This is a genomic window from Candidatus Limousia pullorum, from assembly GCF_057405065.1.
The window spans coordinates 1,543,921-1,567,700 of record NZ_CM171614.1; the positions used below are offsets into that span (position 1 = coordinate 1,543,921).

At 48.3% G+C, this 23,780-nt stretch carries 22 protein-coding genes; all 22 read left to right on the forward strand.

Annotated features, from left to right (window positions below; translation table 11 throughout):
* The 22 genes from CGICJO_RS06930 to CGICJO_RS07035 all read left to right on the forward strand — a co-directional run bounded on the left by CGICJO_RS06930 (position 1) and on the right by CGICJO_RS07035 (position 23,780).
* Positions 1–1,734 (forward strand): ABC transporter ATP-binding protein, encoded by a 1,734-nt coding sequence (locus CGICJO_RS06930; protein ID WP_204446548.1) that lies wholly within the window; start codon positions 1–3, stop codon positions 1,732–1,734.
* Between the two features lie 216 nt (positions 1,735–1,950).
* Positions 1,951–2,208: a heavy-metal-associated domain-containing protein gene (locus CGICJO_RS06935; RefSeq protein ID WP_087379146.1), complete on the forward strand. Its 258-nt coding sequence runs from the start codon at positions 1,951–1,953 to the stop codon at positions 2,206–2,208.
* Between the two features lie 16 nt (positions 2,209–2,224).
* Positions 2,225–3,010, forward strand: coding sequence for a ZIP family metal transporter (locus tag CGICJO_RS06940; protein ID WP_486498332.1), 786 nt, complete (start codon positions 2,225–2,227; stop codon positions 3,008–3,010).
* A gap of 68 nt (positions 3,011–3,078) precedes the next feature.
* Positions 3,079–3,591, forward strand: a complete 513-nt coding sequence (locus tag CGICJO_RS06945; RefSeq protein WP_486498333.1) for a hypothetical protein — start codon at positions 3,079–3,081, stop codon at positions 3,589–3,591.
* A 20-nt stretch (positions 3,592–3,611) separates the two neighbouring features.
* Complete coding sequence (locus CGICJO_RS06950; RefSeq protein WP_486498334.1) at positions 3,612–4,427, forward strand: class I SAM-dependent methyltransferase; 816 nt, start codon at positions 3,612–3,614, stop codon at positions 4,425–4,427.
* Positions 4,428–4,451: 24 nt separating this feature from the next.
* Entirely contained in the window at positions 4,452–5,258 is an 807-nt protein-coding gene (locus CGICJO_RS06955; RefSeq protein WP_486498335.1) for a class I SAM-dependent methyltransferase, read from the forward strand.
* A gap of 41 nt (positions 5,259–5,299) precedes the next feature.
* A complete protein-coding gene (locus CGICJO_RS06960) occupies positions 5,300–6,145 on the forward strand; it encodes a hypothetical protein (RefSeq protein ID WP_486498336.1) in 846 nt (281 codons plus the stop codon).
* 558 nt (positions 6,146–6,703) lie between these two features.
* Positions 6,704–10,612, forward strand: a complete 3,909-nt coding sequence (locus tag CGICJO_RS06965) for an NEAT domain-containing protein (protein WP_486498337.1) — start codon at positions 6,704–6,706, stop codon at positions 10,610–10,612.
* 410 nt (positions 10,613–11,022) lie between these two features.
* Complete coding sequence (locus CGICJO_RS06970; RefSeq protein WP_087376648.1) at positions 11,023–12,204, forward strand: IS110 family RNA-guided transposase; 1,182 nt, start codon at positions 11,023–11,025, stop codon at positions 12,202–12,204.
* A 115-nt stretch (positions 12,205–12,319) separates the two neighbouring features.
* On the forward strand, positions 12,320–13,288 hold the full coding sequence (locus tag CGICJO_RS06975) for a FecCD family ABC transporter permease (protein ID WP_486498338.1): 969 nt from the start codon (positions 12,320–12,322) through the stop codon (positions 13,286–13,288).
* Positions 13,278–14,054 (forward strand): ABC transporter ATP-binding protein, encoded by a 777-nt coding sequence (locus tag CGICJO_RS06980; protein WP_204446532.1) that lies wholly within the window; start codon positions 13,278–13,280, stop codon positions 14,052–14,054. The genes CGICJO_RS06975 and CGICJO_RS06980 overlap by 11 nt, the downstream gene beginning before the upstream one ends.
* A gap of 39 nt (positions 14,055–14,093) precedes the next feature.
* On the forward strand, positions 14,094–14,477 hold the full coding sequence (locus CGICJO_RS06985) for a metal-dependent transcriptional regulator (protein ID WP_486498339.1): 384 nt from the start codon (positions 14,094–14,096) through the stop codon (positions 14,475–14,477).
* A gap of 119 nt (positions 14,478–14,596) precedes the next feature.
* Positions 14,597–16,336, forward strand: a complete 1,740-nt coding sequence (locus CGICJO_RS06990; protein ID WP_486500008.1) for an ABC transporter ATP-binding protein/permease — start codon at positions 14,597–14,599, stop codon at positions 16,334–16,336.
* Complete coding sequence (locus tag CGICJO_RS06995; protein ID WP_486498340.1) at positions 16,333–17,853, forward strand: amino acid ABC transporter ATP-binding/permease protein; 1,521 nt, start codon at positions 16,333–16,335, stop codon at positions 17,851–17,853. Before CGICJO_RS06990 ends, CGICJO_RS06995 begins: the two co-directional genes overlap by 4 nt.
* A 324-nt stretch (positions 17,854–18,177) precedes the next feature.
* Complete coding sequence (locus tag CGICJO_RS07000; protein WP_158096298.1) at positions 18,178–19,104, forward strand: DUF4240 domain-containing protein; 927 nt, start codon at positions 18,178–18,180, stop codon at positions 19,102–19,104.
* Positions 19,105–19,218: 114 nt separating this feature from the next.
* Positions 19,219–19,929, forward strand: a complete 711-nt coding sequence (locus tag CGICJO_RS07005; protein WP_486498341.1) for a hypothetical protein — start codon at positions 19,219–19,221, stop codon at positions 19,927–19,929.
* 11 nt (positions 19,930–19,940) lie between these two features.
* Positions 19,941–20,507: a hypothetical protein gene (locus CGICJO_RS07010; RefSeq protein WP_486498342.1), complete on the forward strand. Its 567-nt coding sequence runs from the start codon at positions 19,941–19,943 to the stop codon at positions 20,505–20,507.
* Positions 20,508–20,611: 104 nt separating this feature from the next.
* Positions 20,612–21,160, forward strand: a complete 549-nt coding sequence (locus CGICJO_RS07015; protein ID WP_143256414.1) for a hypothetical protein — start codon at positions 20,612–20,614, stop codon at positions 21,158–21,160.
* A gap of 93 nt (positions 21,161–21,253) precedes the next feature.
* Positions 21,254–21,838: a hypothetical protein gene (locus CGICJO_RS07020; RefSeq protein ID WP_486498343.1), complete on the forward strand. Its 585-nt coding sequence runs from the start codon at positions 21,254–21,256 to the stop codon at positions 21,836–21,838.
* A gap of 1 nt (position 21,839) precedes the next feature.
* Positions 21,840–22,193, forward strand: a complete 354-nt coding sequence (locus CGICJO_RS07025; RefSeq protein ID WP_087379647.1) for a hypothetical protein — start codon at positions 21,840–21,842, stop codon at positions 22,191–22,193.
* A gap of 25 nt (positions 22,194–22,218) precedes the next feature.
* Positions 22,219–23,133 carry a hypothetical protein gene (locus CGICJO_RS07030; protein WP_486498344.1) on the forward strand — a complete coding sequence of 305 codons (915 nt, stop codon included), beginning with the start codon at positions 22,219–22,221 and terminating at the stop codon, positions 23,131–23,133.
* Positions 23,130–23,780, forward strand: coding sequence for a hypothetical protein (locus CGICJO_RS07035; RefSeq protein ID WP_486498345.1), 651 nt, complete (start codon positions 23,130–23,132; stop codon positions 23,778–23,780). Before CGICJO_RS07030 ends, CGICJO_RS07035 begins: the two co-directional genes overlap by 4 nt.

The following is a 23,780-nucleotide window of genomic DNA, read 5'->3' on the forward strand; positions in this document are numbered from 1 at the left end:
ATGATCAGACGTCTGCAAAAAAGATATGCCTTGTCCGAACAGGGCGCAAAGGATTTAATCAAGGGTTGCTTCGCCTGCGTTCTGCAAAATATCTCTTTTATGTTCCCTGTTGGGCTGCTGTACTGCATGGTGAGCGATCTGATGAACGGCGGTGTTCCGGAAAGCCGGTTGCCCTTCTATATTGTAGGCTGTATTCTCTGTGTGGGATTGATCCTGCTGACAACCTACTTCCAGTATAACGCCACTTATTTTGCCACCTATACGGAAAGCGGCGTGCGCCGTATTACATTGGCGGAACGGCTGCGGAAAATCCCCCTATCCTTCTTCGGAAAGAAAGACCTTGCGGATCTTACCAGCACCATTATGGCGGACTGCACCTTTTTAGAGCAGAGCTTTTCCCACTTTATCCCGGAGCTTGCCGGATCCATCATCTCTACGGTTTTGATTGCCGTCAGCCTGTTCTTCTATGACTGGCGTATGGCGCTGGCGGCTCTATGGGTAATGCCGGTGGCGTTTGCCATTGTAGGTTTTTCCGCAAAGGTACAGGAAGGTTTCAATCAGAAGTCCATGGATGCGAAAATGGCCTGCGCGGACGGGATTCAGGAGTGCATCGAAACGGTACAGGATCTGAAAGCCAACAACGCTGAAAAAGAATACCTTAAAGGGTTGGAAAAGAAGATCCGCGCAGTGGAACACCGCTCCATTCTCAATGAGTTCGGTTTGGCGGCCTTTGTTGTATCCGCCTCCCTTGTGTTAAAGCTCGGGATTGCCACGGTCGCGCTTGCAGGCTCTGTTTTGTTGATGCAGGGCAGTTTGGATATTTTGACCTTCTTTCTGTTCCTGCTGGTGGTTTCCCGGCTCTATGATCCCTTGCAGGGTGCGCTGCAGAATCTGGCGGCGGTAATTTCCACCCGGACAAATATCGCCCGTATGAATGAAATCCTTGACCATCCCATTCAGCAGGGCAAAAACAGCCTTTCCAATAAAGGATACGATATTACCTTTGACCATGTTGGGTTTGCCTACAACACCGGAGAAACGGTTTTAAAGGATGTAAGCTTTACTGCCAAGCAGGGAGAAGTAACCGCGCTGGTGGGCCCCTCCGGCGGCGGCAAAACAACGGTCTCCCGTCTGGCAGCCCGGTTTTGGGATGTGAGCCGGGGAAAAATTACGGTAGGCGGTATGGATGTCTCGAAAGTGGATCCGGAAACGCTGCTTTCTCTTTATTCCATTGTGTTTCAGGATGTTACCCTGTTTGACAACACCATACTGGAAAATATCCGTATTGGCAACAAAGACGCCACAGATGAGGAGGTTCTGGCTGCGGCACGGCTTGCCAATGTGGATGAATTTGCCGAGAAGCTTCCTGATAAATGGAATACTAACATAGGCGAAAACGGTTGTGAGCTCTCCGGCGGAGAACGCCAGCGTATCTCTATTGCCCGTGCCTTCTTAAAGAACGCGCCGATCATCCTTCTTGACGAAGCTACAGCCTCTCTGGATGTGGAGAATGAAACGCTGATACAGACAGCTCTGTCACGGCTGATCAAAGACAAAACTGTTCTGGTGATCGCACACCGGATGCGCACGGTAGCCGGTGCGGATAAAATCGTCGTGCTTTCCGATGGTATGGTAGCGGAAGAGGGCGATCCGGATACCCTGCTCCGGCAAGACGGTATCTATACCCGCATGGTAAAATTACAGACAGAAAGCCAGAACTGGACGCTGGCATAGTGTGATTTTCTAATGCGGAAACAAACCGGATGACAGGCAAATGCCGCACGCAAAACACGGCTGTTTTTTGAGTGTGGCTTTGTCTTTATCCGAAAACACTTTAGCACAGTATCTTGACAAAATGAAACATGGTATGGTAAAATCAATTAGTTAGAATTAACTAACTATTTTTTATTTGTCGTGGTTAGCCTGCGCTAACTATGTGAGGACCGAATGATGATAAAAATAACAATGAAAATCGATGGAATGTCCTGCGGAATGTGTGAGGCCCATATAAACGATGCGATCAGAAAAGTATTTTCTGTTAAGAAAGTGGCTTCTTCTCATAGAAAAGGGATTACGGAACTGCTTATACAAGACCCCGTTGACACGCAGCTGCTGAAACATGCTGTGGAAGAATGCGGGTACAAGGTGTTGGATATTCGTTGTGAACCTTACGAAAAACAAGGTTTTTCCCTGTTTAAAAGAAAATAGATGAGGGTGAGAAGATATGCCTTTTGAATTATGGCAAGGGCTGCTGATCCCCTTTGCCGGGACGACGCTCGGCGCAGCCTGCGTCTTTTTTATGCGGAACAATTTGAGTGAACTGGTTCAGCGTGCGCTTACCGGTTTTGCGGCAGGGGTTATGGTGGCGGCTTCCATATGGAGTCTGCTGCTCCATGCCATGGAACAGGCATCAGACATGGGGCAATGGTCTTTCTTCCCTGCTGTAGCTGGGTTCTGGCTTGGTATTTTATTCTTACTGGGATTGGATCGGCTGATCCCGCATCTGCATCGCGGCAGTTCAGAGGCCGAGGGCGTCAAAAGCAGTCTTGGAAAAACAACTATGCTGACTCTGGCGGTGGCGTTGCATAATATTCCGGAAGGGATGGCAGTGGGCGCGGTCTATACCGGGTGGCTCTACGGGGACAGTGGGATCACACTGGCGGGGGCGTTGGCTCTTTCTCTGGGGATTGCCATTCAGAACTTCCCTGAAGGCGCGATTATATCCATGCCCCTGAAAGCGGAGGGGCTCTCCAAACCCCGCTCCTTCCTGTATGGGACGCTGTCCGGTGCAGTGGAGCCGGTAGGCGCCATTCTGACCATTCTGCTGGCTGGTATTTTAGTCCCGGTGCTGCCTTATGCCCTGAGCTTTGCCGCCGGAGCGATGATCTATGTGGTAGTGGAAGAATTGATCCCGGAGATGTCAGCCGGAAGGCACTCCAATGTGGGAACCATTCTGTTTGCAGTTGGTTTCACCCTTATGATGACGCTGGATGTGGCGCTGGGTGCTTGAGTGCGATGATACCTAACCGAATTTTTCCCGCTTGTAAGACGAGTAAATGATAGTGATGGGGGATGTGTATGAACTGGATGCGAACGATATTAGACGGATTTGCTATGGCAGCCTATTTTAATTTATTTGCTGCTGCCGTGGCACTATACAATCCCCGACTGATGTTTCCCAGCTACCCGCCTGCTATTATCAAGAACGCGCCGGAACCACCCTCAAAAACAGAGAATCGTTTTTACCGGCTTTGGATCTGTTTTGGGGAGCTGCTGCCTCTCCTGCTTTATGGCGCGGTCAGTACCATGGAGGGCGGGACAACAGGATTCTGGCGTCTGGCCCTGACCGGGTATATCCAGTGGATGATGGTCAATTTCTGTGACCTGTTTTTTCTGGATTTCTGGCTGATTCAGAGGAAGGCGAAAAGCCGGTTTATCATCCCGGGAACGGAGGGACACCCCGGTTATGCGTTCAAAGCCTGGATGAAAGACTACGCTCTGCCGGAGCATCTGTTGCAATGGCCATTGCTCCTGTGTCCCCTGATGGCGGCGGTGCAGGCAGGGGTAGGAGTATTGTTGATGAGATTATAAATATACGAGGAGATAATGCAATGAACAAGAAAGAATTAAAACAGGAGAATATTCGACTTGGAACTCACGGGGAAGACTACGGAAGCTGGATGTCCAATCCTGTCTTTTACATCATTGGCGGAATCGGAGTTTTGGCCACTGTGCTGGCTGTACTCTCTTTTTATGTATTCCGTGTTGCTGTTCTGGGTGTTTTGTTTGCTGTTATCACAATCGCACTTGTGGCTTTGCTGTTCTGGATCACATGGATCAGGTGCCAGTATGCCTTTGGCGGCGGCGGAATCATGGAACAGGTTCACCGGGTCGTTCTCTCTCATCTGGACTATGACGGCCAGGGCAGTCTCTTGGAAGTCGGCTGCGGCTCCGGGGCGCTGTCAATCCGTGCGGCCCTGACCTGGCCGGAGTCAAAAGTCACTGGCATGGACTACTGGGGAGCTGTTTACAATTACAGCAAGACCCTCTGTGAGAAAAACGCCGCAAGTGAAGGCGTGGCCTCCCGGTGTGTGTTCCAGCATGGCGACGCCAATCATCTGGATTTCCCCGATGAGAGTTTTGATGCGGTCATCAGCAACTATGTCTACCACAATGTCATGGGAGCCGATATGCACAAGCTGCTGCTGGAGAGCCTGCGGGTGTTAAAAAAAGGAGGCGTCTTCGCTCTGAACGATGATATGAAGCCAAAAATGTACGGTGACATGGAAGGTTTTGCGCAGAAACTGCGGGATATGGGGTATCAGGATGTTCGTCTCATTGATACTGCACAAGAGGCGTTCGGCTCACACCGCCGAGCAGCTATGATGATGCTAGGATCTTCCAGACTCCTGGTAGGCCGGAAATAATCTCACTATAAAGGAGGACTGGTTATGCAGAAATTAGGCGTTGTAGAAGATACCCTGTTTATCCCTATGCTAGGAAGAATTTATGCCAGTGAGCATTGCCCGCAGATCATATATGATAAAAAGGCTCTGGAATTAAAAGAAAAGCTGCCATCTGACCTGTTGGGAAACGGCAGTCAAAGCCAGTATACCCTGCTGGCTTCAGCGGCTCGCTCTGCCAATATGGATCGGTTTATTCAGGAGTTTTTAATGCGCAAACCGGACGGCGTGATTGTCCAGCTCGGCTGCGGACTTGAAACAACTTATTACCGCTGTGATAACGGAAAGACGCGCTGGTATGCCGTTGATTTGCCACACGTCATTGACTACCGGCGGGAACTGCTCCCGGAATCGGAACGGGAGACCTATCTTGCCGGAGATGCCTTTTCCGAAGACTGGATCAGGCAAGTTCGCACGGATTTGCCCGACGCCCCTATCCTTGTTACCGCAGGCGGACTGTTTCACTATTTTGAGGAAGATAAGGTTATTTCTCTGCTTCGTATGCTCAGACAATTCGGAGAAATAGAAGTCGTCTTTGATACTGTGAATAAAAAAGGTATGGCTATGATGCAAAAGAAATACATGAAACAGGTAGGCCACGCCGATGCGCAGATGTTCTTTTATGTGGAGTCGGCAGCGGAACTGGCCGGAAAGATCGGCGGTGGGTTTACAGAGATTATGGAAGAGCCTTACTACCGTTATATTCCCAAAAACGGCTTAAAACTATCCACCAAGGTTAGTATGGCTGTTTCTGACCGGTTTTGTATGGTGAAGATGATTCATTTGATTTTATAGTGTTTTTACCTTATACAAATACAATACCGGAGGGGATTTTAATGTCAGAAAAAGAAAACTTAACGCCGTTTCAAATTCAGCTGCTGCTTTATTACCTGACGGCGGAACCGTCAAAGCGTACGGTAACGGATTCCGCCAGAAGCCTGAATGTGAGTAAATGGGTGGTCACTCGTACGCTGGATACGCTGGAAAAGCTGAATATTGTAGAACGTCTGGAGAATCGCAAAACGGTTTTGACAGTTCCGGGAGTTAAACTGGCAGAAAAGTATCAGAAACAGAGAAAGGTATTAGAAAAATATATGCAGTATCAGGATATCCCTCCTGCACAGATTAAGGAGAATGCCCTTCGGGCATTGGCAGCCGGTTTTTCTGATGAATTTATGGAGCGGCTGGCTGAACAGGAAAGCCGAATGCATATCAAAGAAATATTTGCCGGACGCCGGAACTTCCATGGCGGGGATATTTGTAATTACCTCAGTGACGGCAGTTACTATTTTCCGTTCATTATTTACCGGGAACAAATCAAAAATCACAATAACCTTTCCATGGCAAACCGTGGTTTTGAAAACCCGTGTGAAGTCATCGTAAAGGATCATGAAGGACTTGTGTATTTGGCGGTCAAAACCGTATCCGCCCAGTCCATGTCCAGCAAAAATAAAATGGAAGGACGCATTCAGAAGCTGCAATACTTATATGACGGAGAATTCCGTGACGGCGGAATTGACGGGCGTTATGTGTTTTTTCCGGTAACGGCGCTGCGGTTTATCTCTATGGGAAAAGGCCGGGATACCCTGCTGCACGGAAGCGTATGCCTGAAAATGCAATGCAGTGTTGGGGATATGCATATGCCGGAGAGTACGGCTGTTTTCACCATGTTCATCCATTAAAAGCGGCTGATTCAGAAGAAACGAAAAATTTTTTGGAGCAGTTTTGCAACAACACTGATTTATCAGTCATAATCGAGGTTTAGGAGCTTTTTTAGCCCTCCGATGGGCTGTTTGGAGCAGTTTTGCAACAGAAAATCCATTGACAACAAAATAGTAACTGGCTATACTGAATTTGCTTTAAGGAAAACGCGGATTATAAAAGCAGTGTGTTTTATCATTCGCAGCCCTGTTTTGGTCTTTGAGGCCGGACAGAAAAGTAACAGCAGAGCAGAGCCAAAAGCAATATGACAACAACGATCCCCTCCTAAAAACTCCGAAAGGAGCAATTTTTTAGGAGGTTGGTTAGCATAACCTAACTCAGGCGAATAACCTTTTGCCTCTGCCCGTTTATATCAGGGAAACAAGCGTGTTAACTTGTTCTCTTGACCAGAACATCGCAAAAGGAGGAGTGGTGCGCGATATCTTTTATGATGCCGTAGAAACGGCATTATTTTTCACCAAGCGGTTAGAATATGCTAACCGAAACATTGTTTTTATAAATGAATGGAGGTAGACACAATGACAACAACGAAACAGTCATGGCTTAAACGAAGTTTGGCTGTGCTATTGGCTGTGATGATGGTCATGAGCGCAGGAATTGCCAACGTCTTTGCGGCGGAAAAAACGACTTTAGAACAGCTACAAGATTTGATTGCTTACGCAGACACTCTTGAAGAGTCAAATTATACGCCGGAAAGCTGGAAGACATTTAAGGAAGCCCGAGACACGATCATAGATCCGACACAGATTCCAGAACGATTTCAACAAATGGCTCTGGAAAAACTGCAGGGTGCGATTGATCAACTTGTTCCTGTGGAACAAACTGATTTGGAGAAACTACAATCTCTTTTGCAAAAGATTGATTCTATGGATTCATCACTTTACACAGAAGAAAGTTGGAACAAATTGATGGACGCCAGAAAACAAATTGTGGATCCAACTCAAATTCCTGATAGATTTCTGGCTAATACCATTAGTATGCTGCAGTCTCTTGTGGATGGATTGGTTTTGAAAGAAGGTCAGACAACTCAATTTGATATAACCGTCAGTGAAATGCAAAACGGCGTCGTTTCTACTGATGTAGACAAAGCTGCAGAGGGAGCCATTGTTACAATAACGGTTACCCCCGAGCCGGGTTTTGAGTTGAAATCCATTACAGTTATGGATGAATCAAGCAAAGCAGTAGAAGTGAATGACAATAAGTTTAAAATGCCTGCTTCCAATGTTTTTATTACCGCTGAATTTTCTAAAAAAGAAATCGTTTTGGAAGACGGAACCTATATGGCGCATTTTTCAGGAATGGACGGTTATATCTACACCCGTCTTTCTGAAAATATAAAAATTCTTGCTGATGACGGAGAATACACCCTTACTTTCTACTTATCGCCAGGGGACACATGGCTCTTCGAAGGAGATATGTATAGCAACAAGCAATATATGCAGTACGGCTGGCAGGATTATCGCGCCATCCTTTTTGAAGCGATGAAGCCGGGAGCGTCTGAAACAGAACAATTATCCGAGATCGGTTATGCACAGAAAAATTTAGTTGACGGCTATGATCTGGCGGGCAGCGGCTTTACTGATGCCAAAAAAGAAAAGGTTTCTGCGGACAATAATGAGCTTTTTTATGACACAACTTATCAGAAGCTTGAAAATGGAAAAATAGCTTTTTCCGTTACGGTAGACAGCCTGAGTGAAGAATTGTTTGTCAATCTTCTCTATGAGCGGGATGAACACGCTTATGAGTCTGACGAATTTGACACAGGATACTATTCTTCCTGGGGCACGATTTCCATTGATTTTTCCGGAGCACAGAAGCTGCCGGATGCTTTAGATGAAGTAGAGCAGACGGTTTCATTCAATTACGACACGATGAACACGACGATGGCGGCTGCTTTCCGTACTACGTCCGCAAAAACGGCGTTCAAAGATGGGAAACTGTACGTCACCTATGACATCACGCCCAACGGAATTGTTTCCTGGGTTGACGGTGGACAAAGCACAGAAATTCTGGATGAGAATTACCAGCCCATCACTTTGCAAAACGAAACCCTGACGCTGGAATACAGCAGTTTGGATGAATTGGTTGCTGGAAAAACCATCCGGGCAAAAACATTGGCCATTGATGATTACAGAGGCTTAGTTTACCGGTACGCCGAAGCAACACTTATCCCTTATACGGCTGTAACGCCTGTTACACTGACTGATGATACTACCGGAATCAAGCTTCATACCAGTTCCAAATATGTTTCGGAGAACGCACAGCTTCATATCAATCTTGTTACAGACACTGGAAGTTCAAATGTAGACAAAAATCCCTGGGCGAACATGGAAAGCCATGTGCAGAGCTATAACCTGATGACTTTCTTTAACTTCCAGGTTACGGACGGGGAAGAAACCGTTTCTGATTTCGGCAGTTCGCCTATCCTTGAAATTCCGATTCAAGAAGGCATGAACAAAAATAATATGCGGACTTTCTATAATGAATATTTTCAGGAAGGCGGGCAAAACGGTTTCCGATATGGATGGTTCAACAAAAACGGCATAGTATTGGGGGATATCTATTCCCTGATAGTGGATGCAGATTATATGTCTGGAAACCTTGCTGTCTATGATGAAAAGCTGGCGGATACCGATGGCTCTGATTTGAAAGACGGAACCTATACTGTGCCGATCACCACATTTAACGAATCCAAGCCGGATGAAACATCCATGTCTGCAAGCTGCCTGGGCGGTGAGGCTACCCTGGTCGTTAAAGATGGGGTGAAGCGTTTAGAACTGAATTTCGATCCCGTTAATATTGGCTCCGATAAGGGCTATATGATCCAGATGTGGTACTACAACCAGGAGGGTGAATTGGAAGAACTCACCTATACTTCCTACTACAAGAACTCGGACGGCAGCTATTATACCGATTCATTCAACGAAGGAACTACGGATTATTACCCAAGTGAGGGATATATGATTCTGCCGACTGACGACGCTCAATTTATGACGAAATTCCGTGTATCCGCTATGGACGCCATCATGGCCGGCGGTGATGCGACCCGAGACGCCATCTTTACCATTTACTATGATGATGCGGTTAAAGTATCAGATGAGACTCCGGATGCTGATCCGGAAGAAGTGATCAACCGGGAAACAGCTGATAAAACAGAACTCAATCAAATGCTCGAAGAAGCAAACGCCAAACTGGAGCAGGCTGAGCTTTATACCGATTCCTCTGTCCTTACACTGCAAAACGCCGTAAACAGTGCGGAAATGGTTGCGGTCAATGACCGTTCCGGCCAGGAAGAGGTAGATGCAGAAGTTGAAAAACTTCGAGAAGCTATTGAAGGGTTGACTTTGAAAGACACCGGAGATTGGGACATTAACAATTTGCCGGATGGAAAGTACACCCTCTACGCCCAGATGATAAAAACTGACCGGGAAAACTTCTCTATGTCGAACAACGCCATTAACCACAATGTTTGGCTGGAGGTCATTGACGGGGAATATTATCTGACCATGCAGTTCAAAGGCTTGACCATCGAGAACAAATTTGGTTATCTGATGAATCTTTCCTACTATGATGCGGGCTATACATACAACAATTTTGGTATTCCGCAGGGCACACTGGTTCCGGCCGAAGTGCTGTCTACCCAGAAGAATGCAGACGGAACCGATGTGATCGACATTTACAACGATGCCGACCATCTGTATCCGGAAATGATCCGGCTGAAGCTGGTGGATAAGGCCGCCGGCGAATATGTACCTCTTCATGTGTTCGTCCCGATTATGGAAGCGATTTCCGATGGAACTGGGAGCCAGGATGTCCTGATGAAACTTGACTGGTCTTTGCTCAAGCTCGATGACGGAGAAATCAAGCCGGAAGAACCTGTAGAACAATCCCCGGCAGTCAACGTCACCGATTCTACAACCGGTATAAAGATCCAGGCTGATGAGGGTGTTTTCCCCGAAGGCGTGAAACTTGTAGTTACCCCAATCACCTCCGGCGCTGATAATGACAGAGCTGCTTCTATTTTGAGCGATGTAGGCAAGAAGTTCCGCCTGTTTGAAATTCACTTTGAACTGAATGGCGCTGACGTACAGCCCAACGGTATTGTCACCGTGTATTACCCCATTCCCGAAGGATATGATGCCGACAAGGTGGTTTTGTATCGAATCAATGAAGATGGAACAAAAACCCTGGTCAAGGGCACGGTCGAAAACGGTTTCTACAAAGTCATGACAAAGAGCTTCAGCACCTATGCGCTGGTGGAACAGGGCAGCACAATCACCGATGCTGAAAACAGTGCAAACGTTGGTAGCAATGTCCCGCAGACAGGAGACAGCACAAATGTACTTCCTTTTGCACTCCTCGCGCTGGCTTCTGCCGGAATGATCGGCGTTCTGTTTATCAGCAGAAAGCGTAAGACAGTGAAATAAAAAAGACTGCATATTGCATGTAAAAAAGCAATGGCCGGGTTGCCGAAATTCGGCGCCCGGCTGTTTGCTTTATCACGAAAAGGAGGCCTGCTTTATGATAAGCAGAAGAAAAAAGATTTTCTCCTTGTATAATAAATTTAGGTTGATAAGGGAGCCTATCTCCCAAAATCAACTGTATAATTATTCAACATAATGTTGTATAATTGTAGTTATTAGATAGAGGATGTCGTATTCTCCTTGGGGAGCCAAAAGCTACTCCGTACTGGAAAGACTGACACCTCTTTCTGATAAACAGATTACGAATAAGTTGGATGTTGACGGCTGATTGCCGTACTTCGAATATAGAACAAGGCAGTAACGTTTATCAGATAAGAGGAACTATCTAAAATCTGTTTATTTAGGTGAATGTTATGCTTTATCTCGGAATTGATATCGGCAAAAATACTCATGTTGCTTCTCTTATTGATGAAACGGCAAAACCATTATTCAAAGCATTCTCGTTTTCAAACACAACCGAAGGCGCAAACAGCCTGATTGAAAAATTATCAGTACATATCAATAATCAATCAGAAGTTGAAATAGGAATGGAGGCTACCGGTCATTATTGGCTTTCGATTTACTCATTTCTTGTTGAAAACGGATTTGTTGTTCATGTCGTTAATCCTATTCAAACTGACGGCTGGCGAAAAGGGACTGAAATCAGAAAGCGTAAAACAGATTTCATCGATTCTGTTCTCATTGCTGATTTGATACGCTACGGTGATTTTGTTGAAACCTCACTGTCAGATGAAGACACAATGTCACTGCGTAATCTGTCACGCTTTCGCACTTATCTTGTTTCGTCCATTTCAGACTTGAAGCGCAAGGTAATCTGTGTTCTTGACCAGGTGTTCCCAGAATATCACACTGCTTTTTCAGATGTTTTCGGCGAAACCTCTAAAGAACTTCTTTCGCACTTTCAGACTGCGGATGATTTTGAAAACATCTCTTCTGAACAGCTTGAAAACGTGCTCAAAAAGGTCTCTTTTAAGGGTTTTGCCAAAAACAAAATCACTCAGATTTCAGAGCTCGCAGCAAGTTCTTTCGGACTGAAGTTCTGTCAGGATAGCTTCTCTTTACAGCTTCGGCTTTTAATTGAGCAGATTAAATTTATTGACGCTCAGGTATGTGATGTGGAAGCAGAAATCAAAGTTATCCTTGATAAAATTAATTCTCCTATTATGACTGTACCGGGTGTAGGCAATATTAACGCCGCTGTTATTTTAGGAGAGATCGGTGATATCTCTCGCTTTTCAAACGCTTCCAAGCTTGCTGCTTATGCAGGTATAGACGCTTCTGTCAGCCAATCCGGTGAATACCAATCCACCAATAACAAAATGAGTAAGCGTGGCTCTCCCTATTTGCGCAAAGCTCTGTTTCAGGCTGCCTTGATTGCAGCCTTTCATGATCCGGTTTTCTCGGCTTTTTATCAAAAAAAGCGATCCGAGGGCAAGCATCATCTTACTGCTGTTGGTGCTGTTGCCAGAAAGCTTTGTAACACCATTTTTGCTGTTTTAAAATACAATACCGCTTACGTCCCTCAATTTAAATAATCTTTTTATACCCACTTATCCATCGACTTGGACTTTTTGTTCAGGTCTTTTTGTCTTGCATATTTTTTCATCCCTTATTCGTTATTTTTTTATTTTTCCTATTGACTTTTTATAGTTGGTCTTTGGTATTACAGCGGTGCTGCTTGTCGGACTTTTTCTCTTTTCCGTCAATACCGGCAGCTTAAAGGTGACACCTCTGGAACTTTTCAAAGGACTGTTTGTTGCATACAACGAAAATGTGGCGACCATATTCGATCTGCGTTTTCCCCGTATTTTTATCGCAATGTTCGGCGGGGCGGCCATGGCAGTTTCGGGCGTGCTTTTACAGGCTGTGATGAAAAATCCGCTGGCTGATCCGGGAATTATCGGTATCAGCTCAGGAGCCAGCCTTGTAGCGGTGCTGATTACCGCATTTTTCCCGGCGTTATACTTCTTTACGCCCCTGTTTGCGTTTTTGGGCGGTATGATCGCATTTTTACTGGTGTATTCTCTCTCCTGGAAGGGTGGGCTTTCCCCCCTGCGCATCATTTTGGTGGGCGTAGCAGTCAACGCCATGTTTACCGGACTGATGAGCGCGTTTAACTCCGGAACAGGAAGCAATTATTCGGGGGTTGCCAGCATCGTAAATGCAAATATCACCATGAAGACCTGGGATGACCTGCAAACCCTGTTATTGTACGGCGTAGTAGGATTGATCGCTTCGTTCTTCGTACTCGGTCAGTGTAATCTGCTGGCTCTGGAAGACAAGACAGCAAGAAGCCTCGGCGTCAATGTCAATAAAAGCCGTATCGTGATTTCGGTTATTGCAGTACTGTTGGCGGGCATTTCTACGGCGGTGATCGGTCCCATCAGCTTTTTAGGACTAATCGTACCCCATATTGCAAGGCTTTTGGTAGGAAGCAATCACAAGGTATTGGTTCCTTATACGATCCTGCTGGGTGCTTTTACTCTGCTTTTAGCGGATACGGTTGGGCGTACCATTGCAGCGCCTTATGAAATCAGCGCTTCGGTCATTATGTCCGTGGTAGGAGGCCCGTTCTTTATTATTCTGCTGAGGAGGTCAAGACAAAGCTATGGCCAGTAATATTTTTACCGTAAAAAATCTCTCCTTTTCCTACGGAAAACAGCAGGTGCTGAACGGATTGGACTTTTCTCTTCACGAGGGGAGAATTACCACATTGATCGGTGCAAACGGATGCGGAAAATCCACATTGTTTAACCTGATGACAAAAAACTTAAAGCCCGATCAGGGGGAAGTGTTTCTGAGAGAAGAAAATATCGCAAATTTGCGTTTAAAAGATTTTGCCAGAGAAGCGGCGATTGTCCATCAATACAATACGGCGCCGCCGGATCTTACGGTCGAAAAGCTTGTAAGCTATGGGCGAACGCCCTATCACACAATGGGGCTTTCATCGGATCCGCAAAAAGATGAAGAAAAAATACAGTGGGCGCTGGAGATCACCCATACAAGCAAGCACAAGGATAAACCGGTAACAGAGCTTTCCGGCGGACAGAAACAGCGGGTGTGGATTGCCATGGCGCTGGCACAGGACACCAAGGTACTGTTTCTCGATGAACCGACCACCTATCTGGATGTCCGTTATCAGCTGCAGATTTTAAAACTCATTCAGAAGCTGAACCGGGAGTACGGAATTACCATCGTTATGGTTCTCCACGACATCAATCAGTCGCTGTATTACAGCGACGAAATCGTAGCGATGAAGGACGGACGAATGATTGCTCACGGTTTACCGGAGGAAATCATTACAAAGGAACTTGTCAAAGAGGTATACGGTGTCGATTTGACCATTCAGTCGGTAGATGGAAAACCCTTTGTGATCCCGGTATAAGGGGTAACCCTGAATACATGGAAAGGAGGCACAAGCCGTATGAAACAAAGAAAAACAGTGGAGGATTATCTGAAAGCCGTGTATTTGCTGCAAAAGCAAAACGGCTCCGTACGTGGTGCGGATATTGCAGCAGAGCTTCATGCGTCGCGTCCTACAGTTTCCGTTTCGCTGAAAGAGTTGGAGAAGGAAGGTTACCTTTTTTTAGACGATATCCGGGAAGTACATCTCACGGATAAGGGGCAAACCGTTGCCAGAGAAACGTATGAGCGCCACCAGACATTCCGGTCTCTTTTAGAAGATCTGGGCGTGGATGGGAAAACTGCGGCGGAGGATGCCTGCCAAATGGAACATGCCGTAAGTCCGAAAAGCTATGAAGCGCTGAGAAAGTGGACGAACAGAAAGAAGGCGAGCGGCTGTGAATAATGCCATGCAATCCCTTTTTTACGGTTTTACATCAGTGCTGCTTGTAATAGCGGTTGCCGCTCTGTGTACAGGTGTTAAGAAAGTGATGAAAAAAATAACAAAAGGCGGACGAAAATATGATGATCAATAAACGGCTCATCGGTACCGTTGCCGAGAGCAAAAAATACATAGCGGGAAATGTAATTTTACAGTGGTGCTCCCTTGCGGCGAATATCGCCCTGATGCTCAGTATTTCCCGGATGCTTGCAGAGCTTTTCAGGGGTTCGGCCTCGGCGCAGCTTTTAACAGTGACGGGAGGCGTTGTAATTCTGGCTCTGGCAGTCCGGTTTTTCTGCTCCATCGGTGCCGCCAAAATGGGGTACTTTTCCTCCAAAGCAGTCAAAAAGACCTTGCGCGAGAAGATCTATCAAAAGCTTCTGCGGCTGGGAAACTCCTACAACGAGCAGGTGAAAACTTCGGAAGTGGTGCAGGTGGCAGTCGAAGGCGTGGATCAGCTGGAAACCTATTTCGGCGCATATCTGCCTCAGTTTTTCTATGCGATGCTGGCGCCGCTCACACTGTTTATCGTGCTGTGCTTTGTGAATGTCCCGGCAGCGGTGGTATTGCTCATTTGTGTGCCGCTGATCCCCGTAGCTATTGCGGCGGTACAGACCTGGGCGAAAAAACTGCTCTCTAAATACTGGGGGCAGTACACGGAACTGGGCGACACCTTCCTTGAAAATTTGCAGGGGCTCACCACCCTTAAAATCTATCAGGCGGATGAGTTTAAACAGCAGGAAATGAACGAGCAGGCGGAAAAATTCCGAAAGATCACCATGAAGGTGCTGACCATGCAGTTAAACTCCATCACCATTATGGACCTGATCGCTTACGGCGGCGCAGCGCTGGGCGTCATTATGGCGGTGACCCAGTACCAAAGCGGAGGCGTTTCCCTTGAGGGATGTCTGCTGATTATCCTGTTGGCGGCGGATTTCTTTATCCCCATGCGGCAGCTGGGCTCCTTTTTCCATATTGCCATGAACGGCATGGCGGCCAGCGACAAGATTTTCCGTCTGCTGGATTTGGAAGAAACAAAGATTGAGATTACTGAAAGTTTCCCGTCGGAGCATACAATCCGCTGCTCCGGTCTCTCCTTCTCCTATGAGCCGGACCGGGAGATCCTCCATAGCGTTGATCTTACCTTCCCGCAGGGCAGCTTTACGGCGCTGGTGGGAGAAAGCGGCTGCGGTAAATCCACACTGGCTTCGATCCTGATGGGAAGAAACAGAGGATATACCGGTAAGGTAACAGTGGGTGGCGTGCCCCTTTCCTCCATTCAGGAAGAAAGCCTTCTGCGGAATATTACCTATATCAGTCACCAGAGCTACCTGTTCAAGGGCACGGTGCGGGAGAATCTGCTCATGGGAAAACCCGGCGCTTCCGATGAAGAACTGTGGGCAGTGCTTTCCCAGGTAAATCTCGCAGAGTTTTTAAAAGCGGAACAGGGGCTGGATACCCGGCTTTTGGAAAAAGCGTCCAATCTTTCGGGCGGGCAGTGCCAGCGGCTGGCCCTTGCAAGGGCGCTTTTGCATGACAGTCCTGTTTATATTTTTGATGAAGCTACCTCCAACATTGATGTGGAGAGCGAAAACGATATTATGCGTGAAATCCATGAGCTGGCAAAAAGCAAAACGGTAATCCTCGTTTCCCACCGGCTTGCCAATGTGGTGGATGCTCACCATGTTTATGTGCTGGATCACGGAACTGTTGCAGAAAGCGGGTCTCATAAAGAACTGCTTTCCCGCCACGGTCTGTATGAACGGCTGTGGAGTGCCCAGCAGACATTAGAGCAATTTGGAAAGGAGTGTGCAGGCGTATGAAAAAGCGAAGCGGATTTGCTGTTATGGCACGGCTGATCGGACTGGTAAAACCCCTGAGCGGTTACATGGCGCTGGCTGTTTTGATGGGACTCATCGGACATTTGTGCGCCGCCTTTATTACCATCTTCGGCGGATACGGTGTGCTGGCGGCTCTGCGTTTTGATATTCCGCTTACCCTGACGGCAGTTTTTGTTTCCGTTCTTGTTTTTGCGGTACTCCGTGGGTTTCTGCGGTATGCGGAGCAGGCATGCAACCACTTTATCGCCTTTAAATTGCTGGCACTGCTGCGTGACCGGGTGTTCCGCGCGCTGAGAAAGCTCTGTCCGGCAAAACTGGAAGGCCGGGACAAGGGGGATCTGATCTCGGTGATCACCTCCGATATTGAACTGCTGGAGGTGTTTTATGCTCATACCATCTCACCGGCTGCCATCGCGCTGTTGTTTACCATTGTCATGTGCCTGTTCATCGGCTCGTTTCACTGGATCCTTGGCGTGATTGCGCTGGCGGCCTATCTGATCGTGGGAATCGTGATTCCAATGGTGATATCCAAATGCAGCGGGGACGACGGACTGCGTTTCCGCACCAGATCCGGTGAGCTTTCGGGCTTTGTGCTGGACAGCCTGCGAGGGCTTTCCGAAATCCTCCAGTATGGGCAGGGGAAAAAGCGCCTTTCCAAAATGAATGAAAAGACGGATGAACTCTCCCGGGACGAAGAAAAGATGAAACGCACCGCCGGGCGAAATACAGCAGTTACCAATACGGTGGTGTTGGCGTTTGATCTTATCATGCTGTTTGTCTCGGCCTTGCTGTATCAAAGCGGCGCAGTGGGCTTTGAAGGCGTTTTGATCCCTACGCTGGCGCTGTTTTCCTCCTTTGGTCCTGTAATTGCTCTGGCGGCGCTGGGCAGTACCCTGCAAAACACATTTGCGGCAGGCAACCGGGTATTGGACATTCTGGACGAAACGCCGGTAGTAGAGGAAATCAACGGGAAACCGAAAATCACATTCTCCGGCGCAAAAGCGGAGCAGGTTTCCTTCTCTTACGGCAATGAGACTATTCTTTCGGATGTATCGGTGACCATTCCGGAAAACGCCGTAGTAGGGATTGTGGGCAGAAGCGGAAGCGGAAAATCCACCCTATTAAAGCTTCTGATGCGGTTCTGGAAGGTGCAGAAAGGCAGCGTGGCGCTTTCCGACAGATCGGTAGAAGAGATCAACACCAAAAACCTGCGGGAACTGGAAAGCTTTGTCACCCAGGAAACTCAGCTGTTCCACGACAGCATCAAAAACAACCTGCGGATTGCCAAACTGTCGGCCACCGATGAAGAGATTGAAACCGCCTGTAAAAAGGCTTCCGTCCACGATTTTATTATGACGCTTCCAAAAGGCTACAACACGCCGGTAGGCGAATTGGGCGATACCCTGTCCGGCGGCGAGCGTCAGCGGCTGGGACTGGCAAGAGCATTTTTGCACGACGCGCCCTTTATGCTGTTGGACGTAAACTGTAGGATAGCTTAGAGTGTGTTTTGCGTGTATGGAGTTGGAAAGGAGCAGAGGATAACCACACGATACACAGAAGAAAGAGGGAAATGTATATACAGTAAGGGAGGAGCAGGTGAAAGAATGGACACCTGTTTTTTTGTAGAGGCGGTTAAGCCCATGAAGGCTTAACCGCCTTGATTACTAAAGAGCAGGAACCAGATGCAGTGTCAAGGGCAGCGACAGCTGGGAGTGGAGATTTTGCGAAGCAAAATACTACTCCGAACCCTTTACACTGCAGATGATTCCTGCCATAAGAGAAGTGAAAGTAAAGAAGCCTTTCAAGGCAGGGAGGTTGTGTGCATGACGAAAGAACAGTTTTGGAGAATTATTGAGGATGTAAATGCGGTATCCCAAAATCATGACCAAGAGACGGTTTGGACAAGGATAGTAGAGAATCTATCTCATTACCCTTTAGAGGACATTATGGATTGGCACCTGATTTACCACGAGTACAAAGATGCGGCATACCGGGATGAAATGTTTGCGGTCAGTACAGCGTTGGGATCGGATTATGCCGATGAGGGCCTGAACAATTTTCGGGCATGGTTAATTTCTTGCGGGAAAGAAGTATTTATGAACGCTCTTCGAGAACCCGTTACTTTGGTGGATTCCCCAAAAAAGGATGGGTGCTTCAATTACGGAAAATATGACTATGCGGCCTTCTATGCATATAACGCAAAGATGTTCCGAATAGACCCAGACAGTACACAGGATCTGATATACGCACTGGAGGACTATACGCTGGACAGAGAAACCATAGAGGACATTCATGAAGAACTGCCAAAGCAGCAGGGCTTCGGTCAAAACGGGGTCGGTGCTTCCTTTGCTAACTATTACTCCCCAAATTGCGGTAAAAACAATGCGCCGCAATCAGATGCCATCCAGGCATTGATGGACAGTGGAGAGGTTGTACATGCCTATGTCTACAGCAACGGAGGAAGAGAAGAATTCCTGTTCCATAACACTCCGGAAAACATTGCATCCTTTATTGGAAGCCGACCGTTTGTGGATCAAATGATTTTGACCACTCCGATGGACGAGCTGATTATGAATACCATGGGAAACTTTATCGACCAGTGTCCAGATAAGGAGTTGCTGGAGCAGGTCAAGGAGACCCTCATCCCCATCCAGCTTGGTGAAGCAGAACCGCAGCCTATCTTTAGTCCCAGTGTGGAGGAGGTCAACGAATATTATGAGCAACAGGAAAATCTGGATCTGGGCATGTAATTGATACAACATGAAATCCACAGGAGAGAATGCTGGTGACGGCATTCTTTTTTTCTGCCCTAATACAGAAAGAAGAAGGCGATCGGGTTGAGAAAACAGACGGATTTAGCTGCGATGAAACAGCTGGCAAGGGTATTTTTAATGATGGATCCGGAACCGACATCATTCTCACCGGTGATAATAAAGCATCCGTTTACGGATTCAGGAATAGTAACGGTAAGAAGTGGTAACGAATATAGAGCAGCCGATATCACAGCAGATGAAGCGGTGAGGAGCCAATGGAGAGAGCAAATGGCGTCGTTAATTGAGAATGCTGAGACGCCGAGGCACATCTATATGATGCTGACCAAATCCTATCGGTTTGCCTTTTTGAAGTATGCAATGCCATATTTTTCGCAAAAGGATTTTTCCGAATATCTGGCCAACGCATGGGTCATGTGCGAAAGCCCCAACAATGATCCTAACTTTACGCAAAAGCAGATGTTGGGCCTGTTCAAAAAAGCGGATCCCCAGGTGCTCATGGATGAGGACGAATACAAGCAGTTTCAGGCATTGGAGGATACCCTCGTTGTCTATCGCGGCGTAACATCATATAACGCCAACAGGGTGAAAGCTCTGTCCTGGACATTGGACAGAGAAAAGGCGGAATGGTTTGCGCACCGCTTTGATGAGGATGGCGCCGTATATGAAGCGAAGATTGATAAGGCGCATGTCTATGCCTTTTTCAGCAGCCGAAACGAGTCAGAGGTAATCGTCGATCCTGCTTTTCTGAATGAGCTTGCAGAAGTCCAGACAGAGGATGAGGGCCTCTCCATGACCATGTAGGAGAAAAGCAGATGAAAGAAATATATAAGGTACAAACACCAAAGCGGATCGTGTTCGGCGATCCGCTGTATTTTGAAGAATTCAGCGGAGCCAGACTGGAGCAGCTCGTCGTGGATGTCCAGCCGCCTGAAGCGTTTGGCGCAAGAGTCGTACTCAGGGAGTTTTCCGCAGCGGAGGCGCCGGATACGTTGATCCGGACCATGGAGGTCTACCTGGCTCCAGAGGAGGACATGGACATATATCTGCGGGGGATGAAATATGAGCTTCAGGAGTGCATCGAAAAGGAAATCGGTGTGGATACCGCCAGATACTATCTTCAGGTGGATGATAGAGAGGATATCCTGCACACGGGGGGAGATGGCTACTGGGGCAGTTACGAAGAGCTGTCCCGGAATACAAGGGATGGGAGAATGGTAGAAGCCGCCATCCTCACCGTCATCTGGCCGGAATACGAATCCATGGAGAGCATGCGGCAGCATGCTTTTTTCTTTTTCCGGGATATGCAGCTTCTGTCGGAAGAGATGGAAGAAGCGGACAACGAACCACAAATATACGGCGAGGAGGGGATCGGGATATGACGCTCTATCAGCAAGAAATGCTGCGAAAGCTGGGCCGGCTGGATTGTGCCGGGCGGTATGATGAGGAAAAGGGATTGCTGGTCATTTCGTCGGGCGGGACAGGCTTGTGCTGTCAGGACAAGAAAGGCTATCTCAGCTGGGAATCGGAGAAAATCCGCACAGAGGAGGAAAAAGCGGTTCTTTCTCAAATCGGCGAGCAGGCAAAGCTAATCCGTGCGTATGTGGGACAATACGAAAATTCACCGTCCATGGGGATTCCCGAGGTTGAGGGATACCGAAGAATGGCAGAATGCGGCGATACGGTCATGGCCGGCATGTACAGCGAACAGCACGGGTTCATGTTTACTACATGGACGCAGAACGGGGATCGCAGCAGGGTTACCAACGGGGACTACTCCCCCAATTATGAGTATGTCAAGGAGGCCTTCGCCATAAGGGCGGGGCTGGTGGACAGATGCCGGCTGTTTACTCCGGAAGAAGCCGCCAGCCTGTATCGCTGTGTTGATTTTACCAGAAACAACTGTATGACACTCACATGGGAGCAGGAACAGGAGTTAAATGCACTGACGGAAAAACTGCAGTTTGGATACCCGCAGCTGGAAGAAGCGCCGCCATCCTTCGAGCAGGGGGATAACCTACAACTAAATATGTAATATGTAACCAACGAGATAGGCCCAGGCTTTTGATAGTAAAACAAAAGCCTGGGCCTTTTCCGTTTTCAGGAAAGGAGCCAGGCCATGTATTTTATGGATGACGAACGTTTACGGGAGTATGAGCGGTTTATGCAGCATACGCCCCATTACAGGCCAAGGGGCTGCGGCGTCATCGGCATTCGGATTATGGATACAAAGCCACCGCCGGCATCCTATGAAGAAAGAATGGGACAAATGGCTGCTCATATTCCATTCCAATCCTTTCGGATGCGGCTGAACCAATACCTAAAGGAAAGCGAGGGAAACCCTATGATATTCAAAGATGGGCGGCATCAGGCGGCCTTTTGGACGGCGATTGAAAGGGTGGGACAAAGGGATTATGGACTGCTGTCCGCACTTTACCTGCTGACAGCGGATCCGCGGTTGAGGCGCATAGTCGAGAAAAGGCATCCAGGAGGGACGCTTCTCTTTGAGCCATTCTGCGTTCCAGGCTGTACGGAGAGCGCATATACCTTGTACTGTGCGGCGAAGGATCTGTACCTTGGCACCAAACACCTGACCATTGACGACCTGGGCGATGCGAAGCTGATCCCAACGGAGCTGTTTAGGCTCATCTGCAATGCCATGGCCGTCCGCAGATACGGCCTCCGGGCACTGGAAATCGGGAAGGAGGAATAGCATGAACACAAGAATCTGCTATCTGTACCGGGATTCAGATAATTATAAGGTCCACAACATGTGTGTCATCCATGGGGAGCTGACCGACAGCCAGATCGATCAGATCCTGGAGTGCTGCGATATGGGGGAATACTTTATCCCCAGCCAGGTGGGATTGCCGGAGCGCAAATTCGATGAATTTGATTCGGAAAGGGATCACTGTTGGTTTGAGCTGAACCGGGACGGCTTTGAATCATGCAATCAAGAGGCGGATACATTCCTTACGGCGGAGCAGCTAACGGCAAACTTCCAGGCATGCAAGAACAACTGGCGGGATGATTTGGCACCCAATGGGATGGAAGGCCCCACATTATGAATAAAACAGTAGGAGGAATGCAAATATGGCGAGAATACGGTCTTTTAACCTGGATCGATGGAGCGAACCGGATGAGCAGCGCCGGGTCCGGCATATTGGCATGGCGGATGCCAGGGAGACATTTGAAAAGCTGAAGAAGCATCTGGAGGCCACCGGCCTGCTGCCGGATGAGTATTTCCTGTTTGACGGAGAGTACGAAACCCAGCTTAAGGGAGAACTCCCGAACTTCGATCATGCCCTCTGCGTCCCCAATTATGGAGCCAGCGAGGGCATTTATCTGGACATCAGCCTGGTGTGCAGGAATGAGGATGGCAGCCGCAAATTTATCCCATTTGCCACCGGCAAGACTCTGGAAGAAAGCGGGGACGCTTTCCTGCGGATGCACCGGATCGCAGGGGAATGCTCGCTCCTGCTAAACGGCAGAGGTATATATTTTGAGCGCAGCGAAACACCATTGTTTTTAACCAGCGAGGAAACAGACGCAGTGATCAATGCGCTGGAACTGGAAATCCTGTCGGATATCTCGCCGGAACAGGCACGGCTGCTTGAGGGGGTCATGGGCAAGATTGACGGGCAGCGGCTGACGCCGGTTTGCGCCGTTGCCTGCCATGGGGTGGACGATTACTCTCTCTGGACGGCGGACCTGCCGGTTGCGGTGGTACAGGAGATCGCCCGAGACGGCAGTAAGGTACACGGCCGGCCGGAGGATCTCATGGCGCAGATGGCGCCGGATACCCTGCGCATCCTTTTCCCCTATCAGGAAGAAGGAGAAATCAGCTTCAGCACCATCCCGGAAAGGCTCGATAATCTGGATGCCTATACCAATTGGGGCGGCTCTGAACGAGGCAGTAAGGAAGATATCCTGTCCGAACTGCAAAAGGAGATGGGGCTGGAGCAGTCAGAAGGTGTGGAGCAGCAGATGGGAGGGATGCAAATATGACGAAGGGAGAACGGGTGGCATTTTCGTATGGGCGCTCCAGCTGTGTGTCCGGCACTTTGATGGCTCCCGCTTATGATGGGCGAATGAGATCCCTGGTCAGTGAAAGCCGGGCCGAACGCGGGATAAGGAGCAATATGCGAAATATGGCGGCCTGGTACATTGGATATGCCTGCCAAGCCGCTGTTGCGGGAAGGGGTATTACACAGGAACAGTTTCGGGGCATGATGACCGCTGTTATACAATGCGATTCGCCCAGTAATATCACAGAAGGATGGGCTGCCTTTGCCAAAGAGTGCGTGGAGGCTGGACAATACCCGGATCTGGAGGAAACGCCGGATCCGGAGACCGGCGTCAATCGGTGGCTGGAAACTATCCTTGCCGGCCTGCTCCAGATTCGGGGAGAATATGGGGACGACATAGCCAGGGAGCTTGCGGCATTGTCCCTGCGCCCCTGCTGCCTGTACCCCGGTGAAATGGGCCATGCCGCACAGATCCTCCAGGCGGGTGGCGGCGTAGAGCAGATTGAAGGGTACCTGGCGGCAAGCAAACTGGAAGACGGGCCGCCCTTTTACCCGCACATGGAGGATATTGCGGAGCTGTATATGCCAAAGAGGCAAATGAACGATCTGAACATGGGAGGGATGTGA

Excerpts from the sequence above, each read along its gene's own strand:
- CGICJO_RS06930 (WP_204446548.1), top strand. The coding sequence starts at position 1 with ATGATCAGACGTCTGCAAAAAAGATATGCCTTGTCCGAACAGGGCGCA.
- CGICJO_RS06935 (WP_087379146.1), top strand. The coding sequence starts at position 1,951 with ATGATAAAAATAACAATGAAAATCGATGGAATGTCCTGCGGAATGTGT.
- CGICJO_RS06940 (WP_486498332.1), top strand. The coding sequence starts at position 2,225 with ATGCCTTTTGAATTATGGCAAGGGCTGCTGATCCCCTTTGCCGGGACG.
- CGICJO_RS06945 (WP_486498333.1), top strand. The coding sequence starts at position 3,079 with ATGAACTGGATGCGAACGATATTAGACGGATTTGCTATGGCAGCCTAT.
- CGICJO_RS06950 (WP_486498334.1), top strand. The coding sequence starts at position 3,612 with ATGAACAAGAAAGAATTAAAACAGGAGAATATTCGACTTGGAACTCAC.
- CGICJO_RS06955 (WP_486498335.1), top strand. The coding sequence starts at position 4,452 with ATGCAGAAATTAGGCGTTGTAGAAGATACCCTGTTTATCCCTATGCTA.
- CGICJO_RS06960 (WP_486498336.1), top strand. The coding sequence starts at position 5,300 with ATGTCAGAAAAAGAAAACTTAACGCCGTTTCAAATTCAGCTGCTGCTT.
- CGICJO_RS06965 (WP_486498337.1), top strand. The coding sequence starts at position 6,704 with ATGACAACAACGAAACAGTCATGGCTTAAACGAAGTTTGGCTGTGCTA.
- CGICJO_RS06970 (WP_087376648.1), top strand. The coding sequence starts at position 11,023 with ATGCTTTATCTCGGAATTGATATCGGCAAAAATACTCATGTTGCTTCT.
- CGICJO_RS06980 (WP_204446532.1), top strand. The coding sequence starts at position 13,278 with ATGGCCAGTAATATTTTTACCGTAAAAAATCTCTCCTTTTCCTACGGA.
- CGICJO_RS06985 (WP_486498339.1), top strand. The coding sequence starts at position 14,094 with ATGAAACAAAGAAAAACAGTGGAGGATTATCTGAAAGCCGTGTATTTG.
- CGICJO_RS06990 (WP_486500008.1), top strand. The coding sequence starts at position 14,597 with ATGATCAATAAACGGCTCATCGGTACCGTTGCCGAGAGCAAAAAATAC.
- CGICJO_RS06995 (WP_486498340.1), top strand. The coding sequence starts at position 16,333 with ATGAAAAAGCGAAGCGGATTTGCTGTTATGGCACGGCTGATCGGACTG.
- CGICJO_RS07000 (WP_158096298.1), top strand. The coding sequence starts at position 18,178 with ATGACGAAAGAACAGTTTTGGAGAATTATTGAGGATGTAAATGCGGTA.
- CGICJO_RS07005 (WP_486498341.1), top strand. The coding sequence starts at position 19,219 with ATGAAACAGCTGGCAAGGGTATTTTTAATGATGGATCCGGAACCGACA.
- CGICJO_RS07010 (WP_486498342.1), top strand. The coding sequence starts at position 19,941 with ATGAAAGAAATATATAAGGTACAAACACCAAAGCGGATCGTGTTCGGC.
- CGICJO_RS07020 (WP_486498343.1), top strand. The coding sequence starts at position 21,254 with ATGGATGACGAACGTTTACGGGAGTATGAGCGGTTTATGCAGCATACG.
- CGICJO_RS07025 (WP_087379647.1), top strand. The coding sequence starts at position 21,840 with ATGAACACAAGAATCTGCTATCTGTACCGGGATTCAGATAATTATAAG.
- CGICJO_RS07030 (WP_486498344.1), top strand. The coding sequence starts at position 22,219 with ATGGCGAGAATACGGTCTTTTAACCTGGATCGATGGAGCGAACCGGAT.
- CGICJO_RS07035 (WP_486498345.1), top strand. The coding sequence starts at position 23,130 with ATGACGAAGGGAGAACGGGTGGCATTTTCGTATGGGCGCTCCAGCTGT.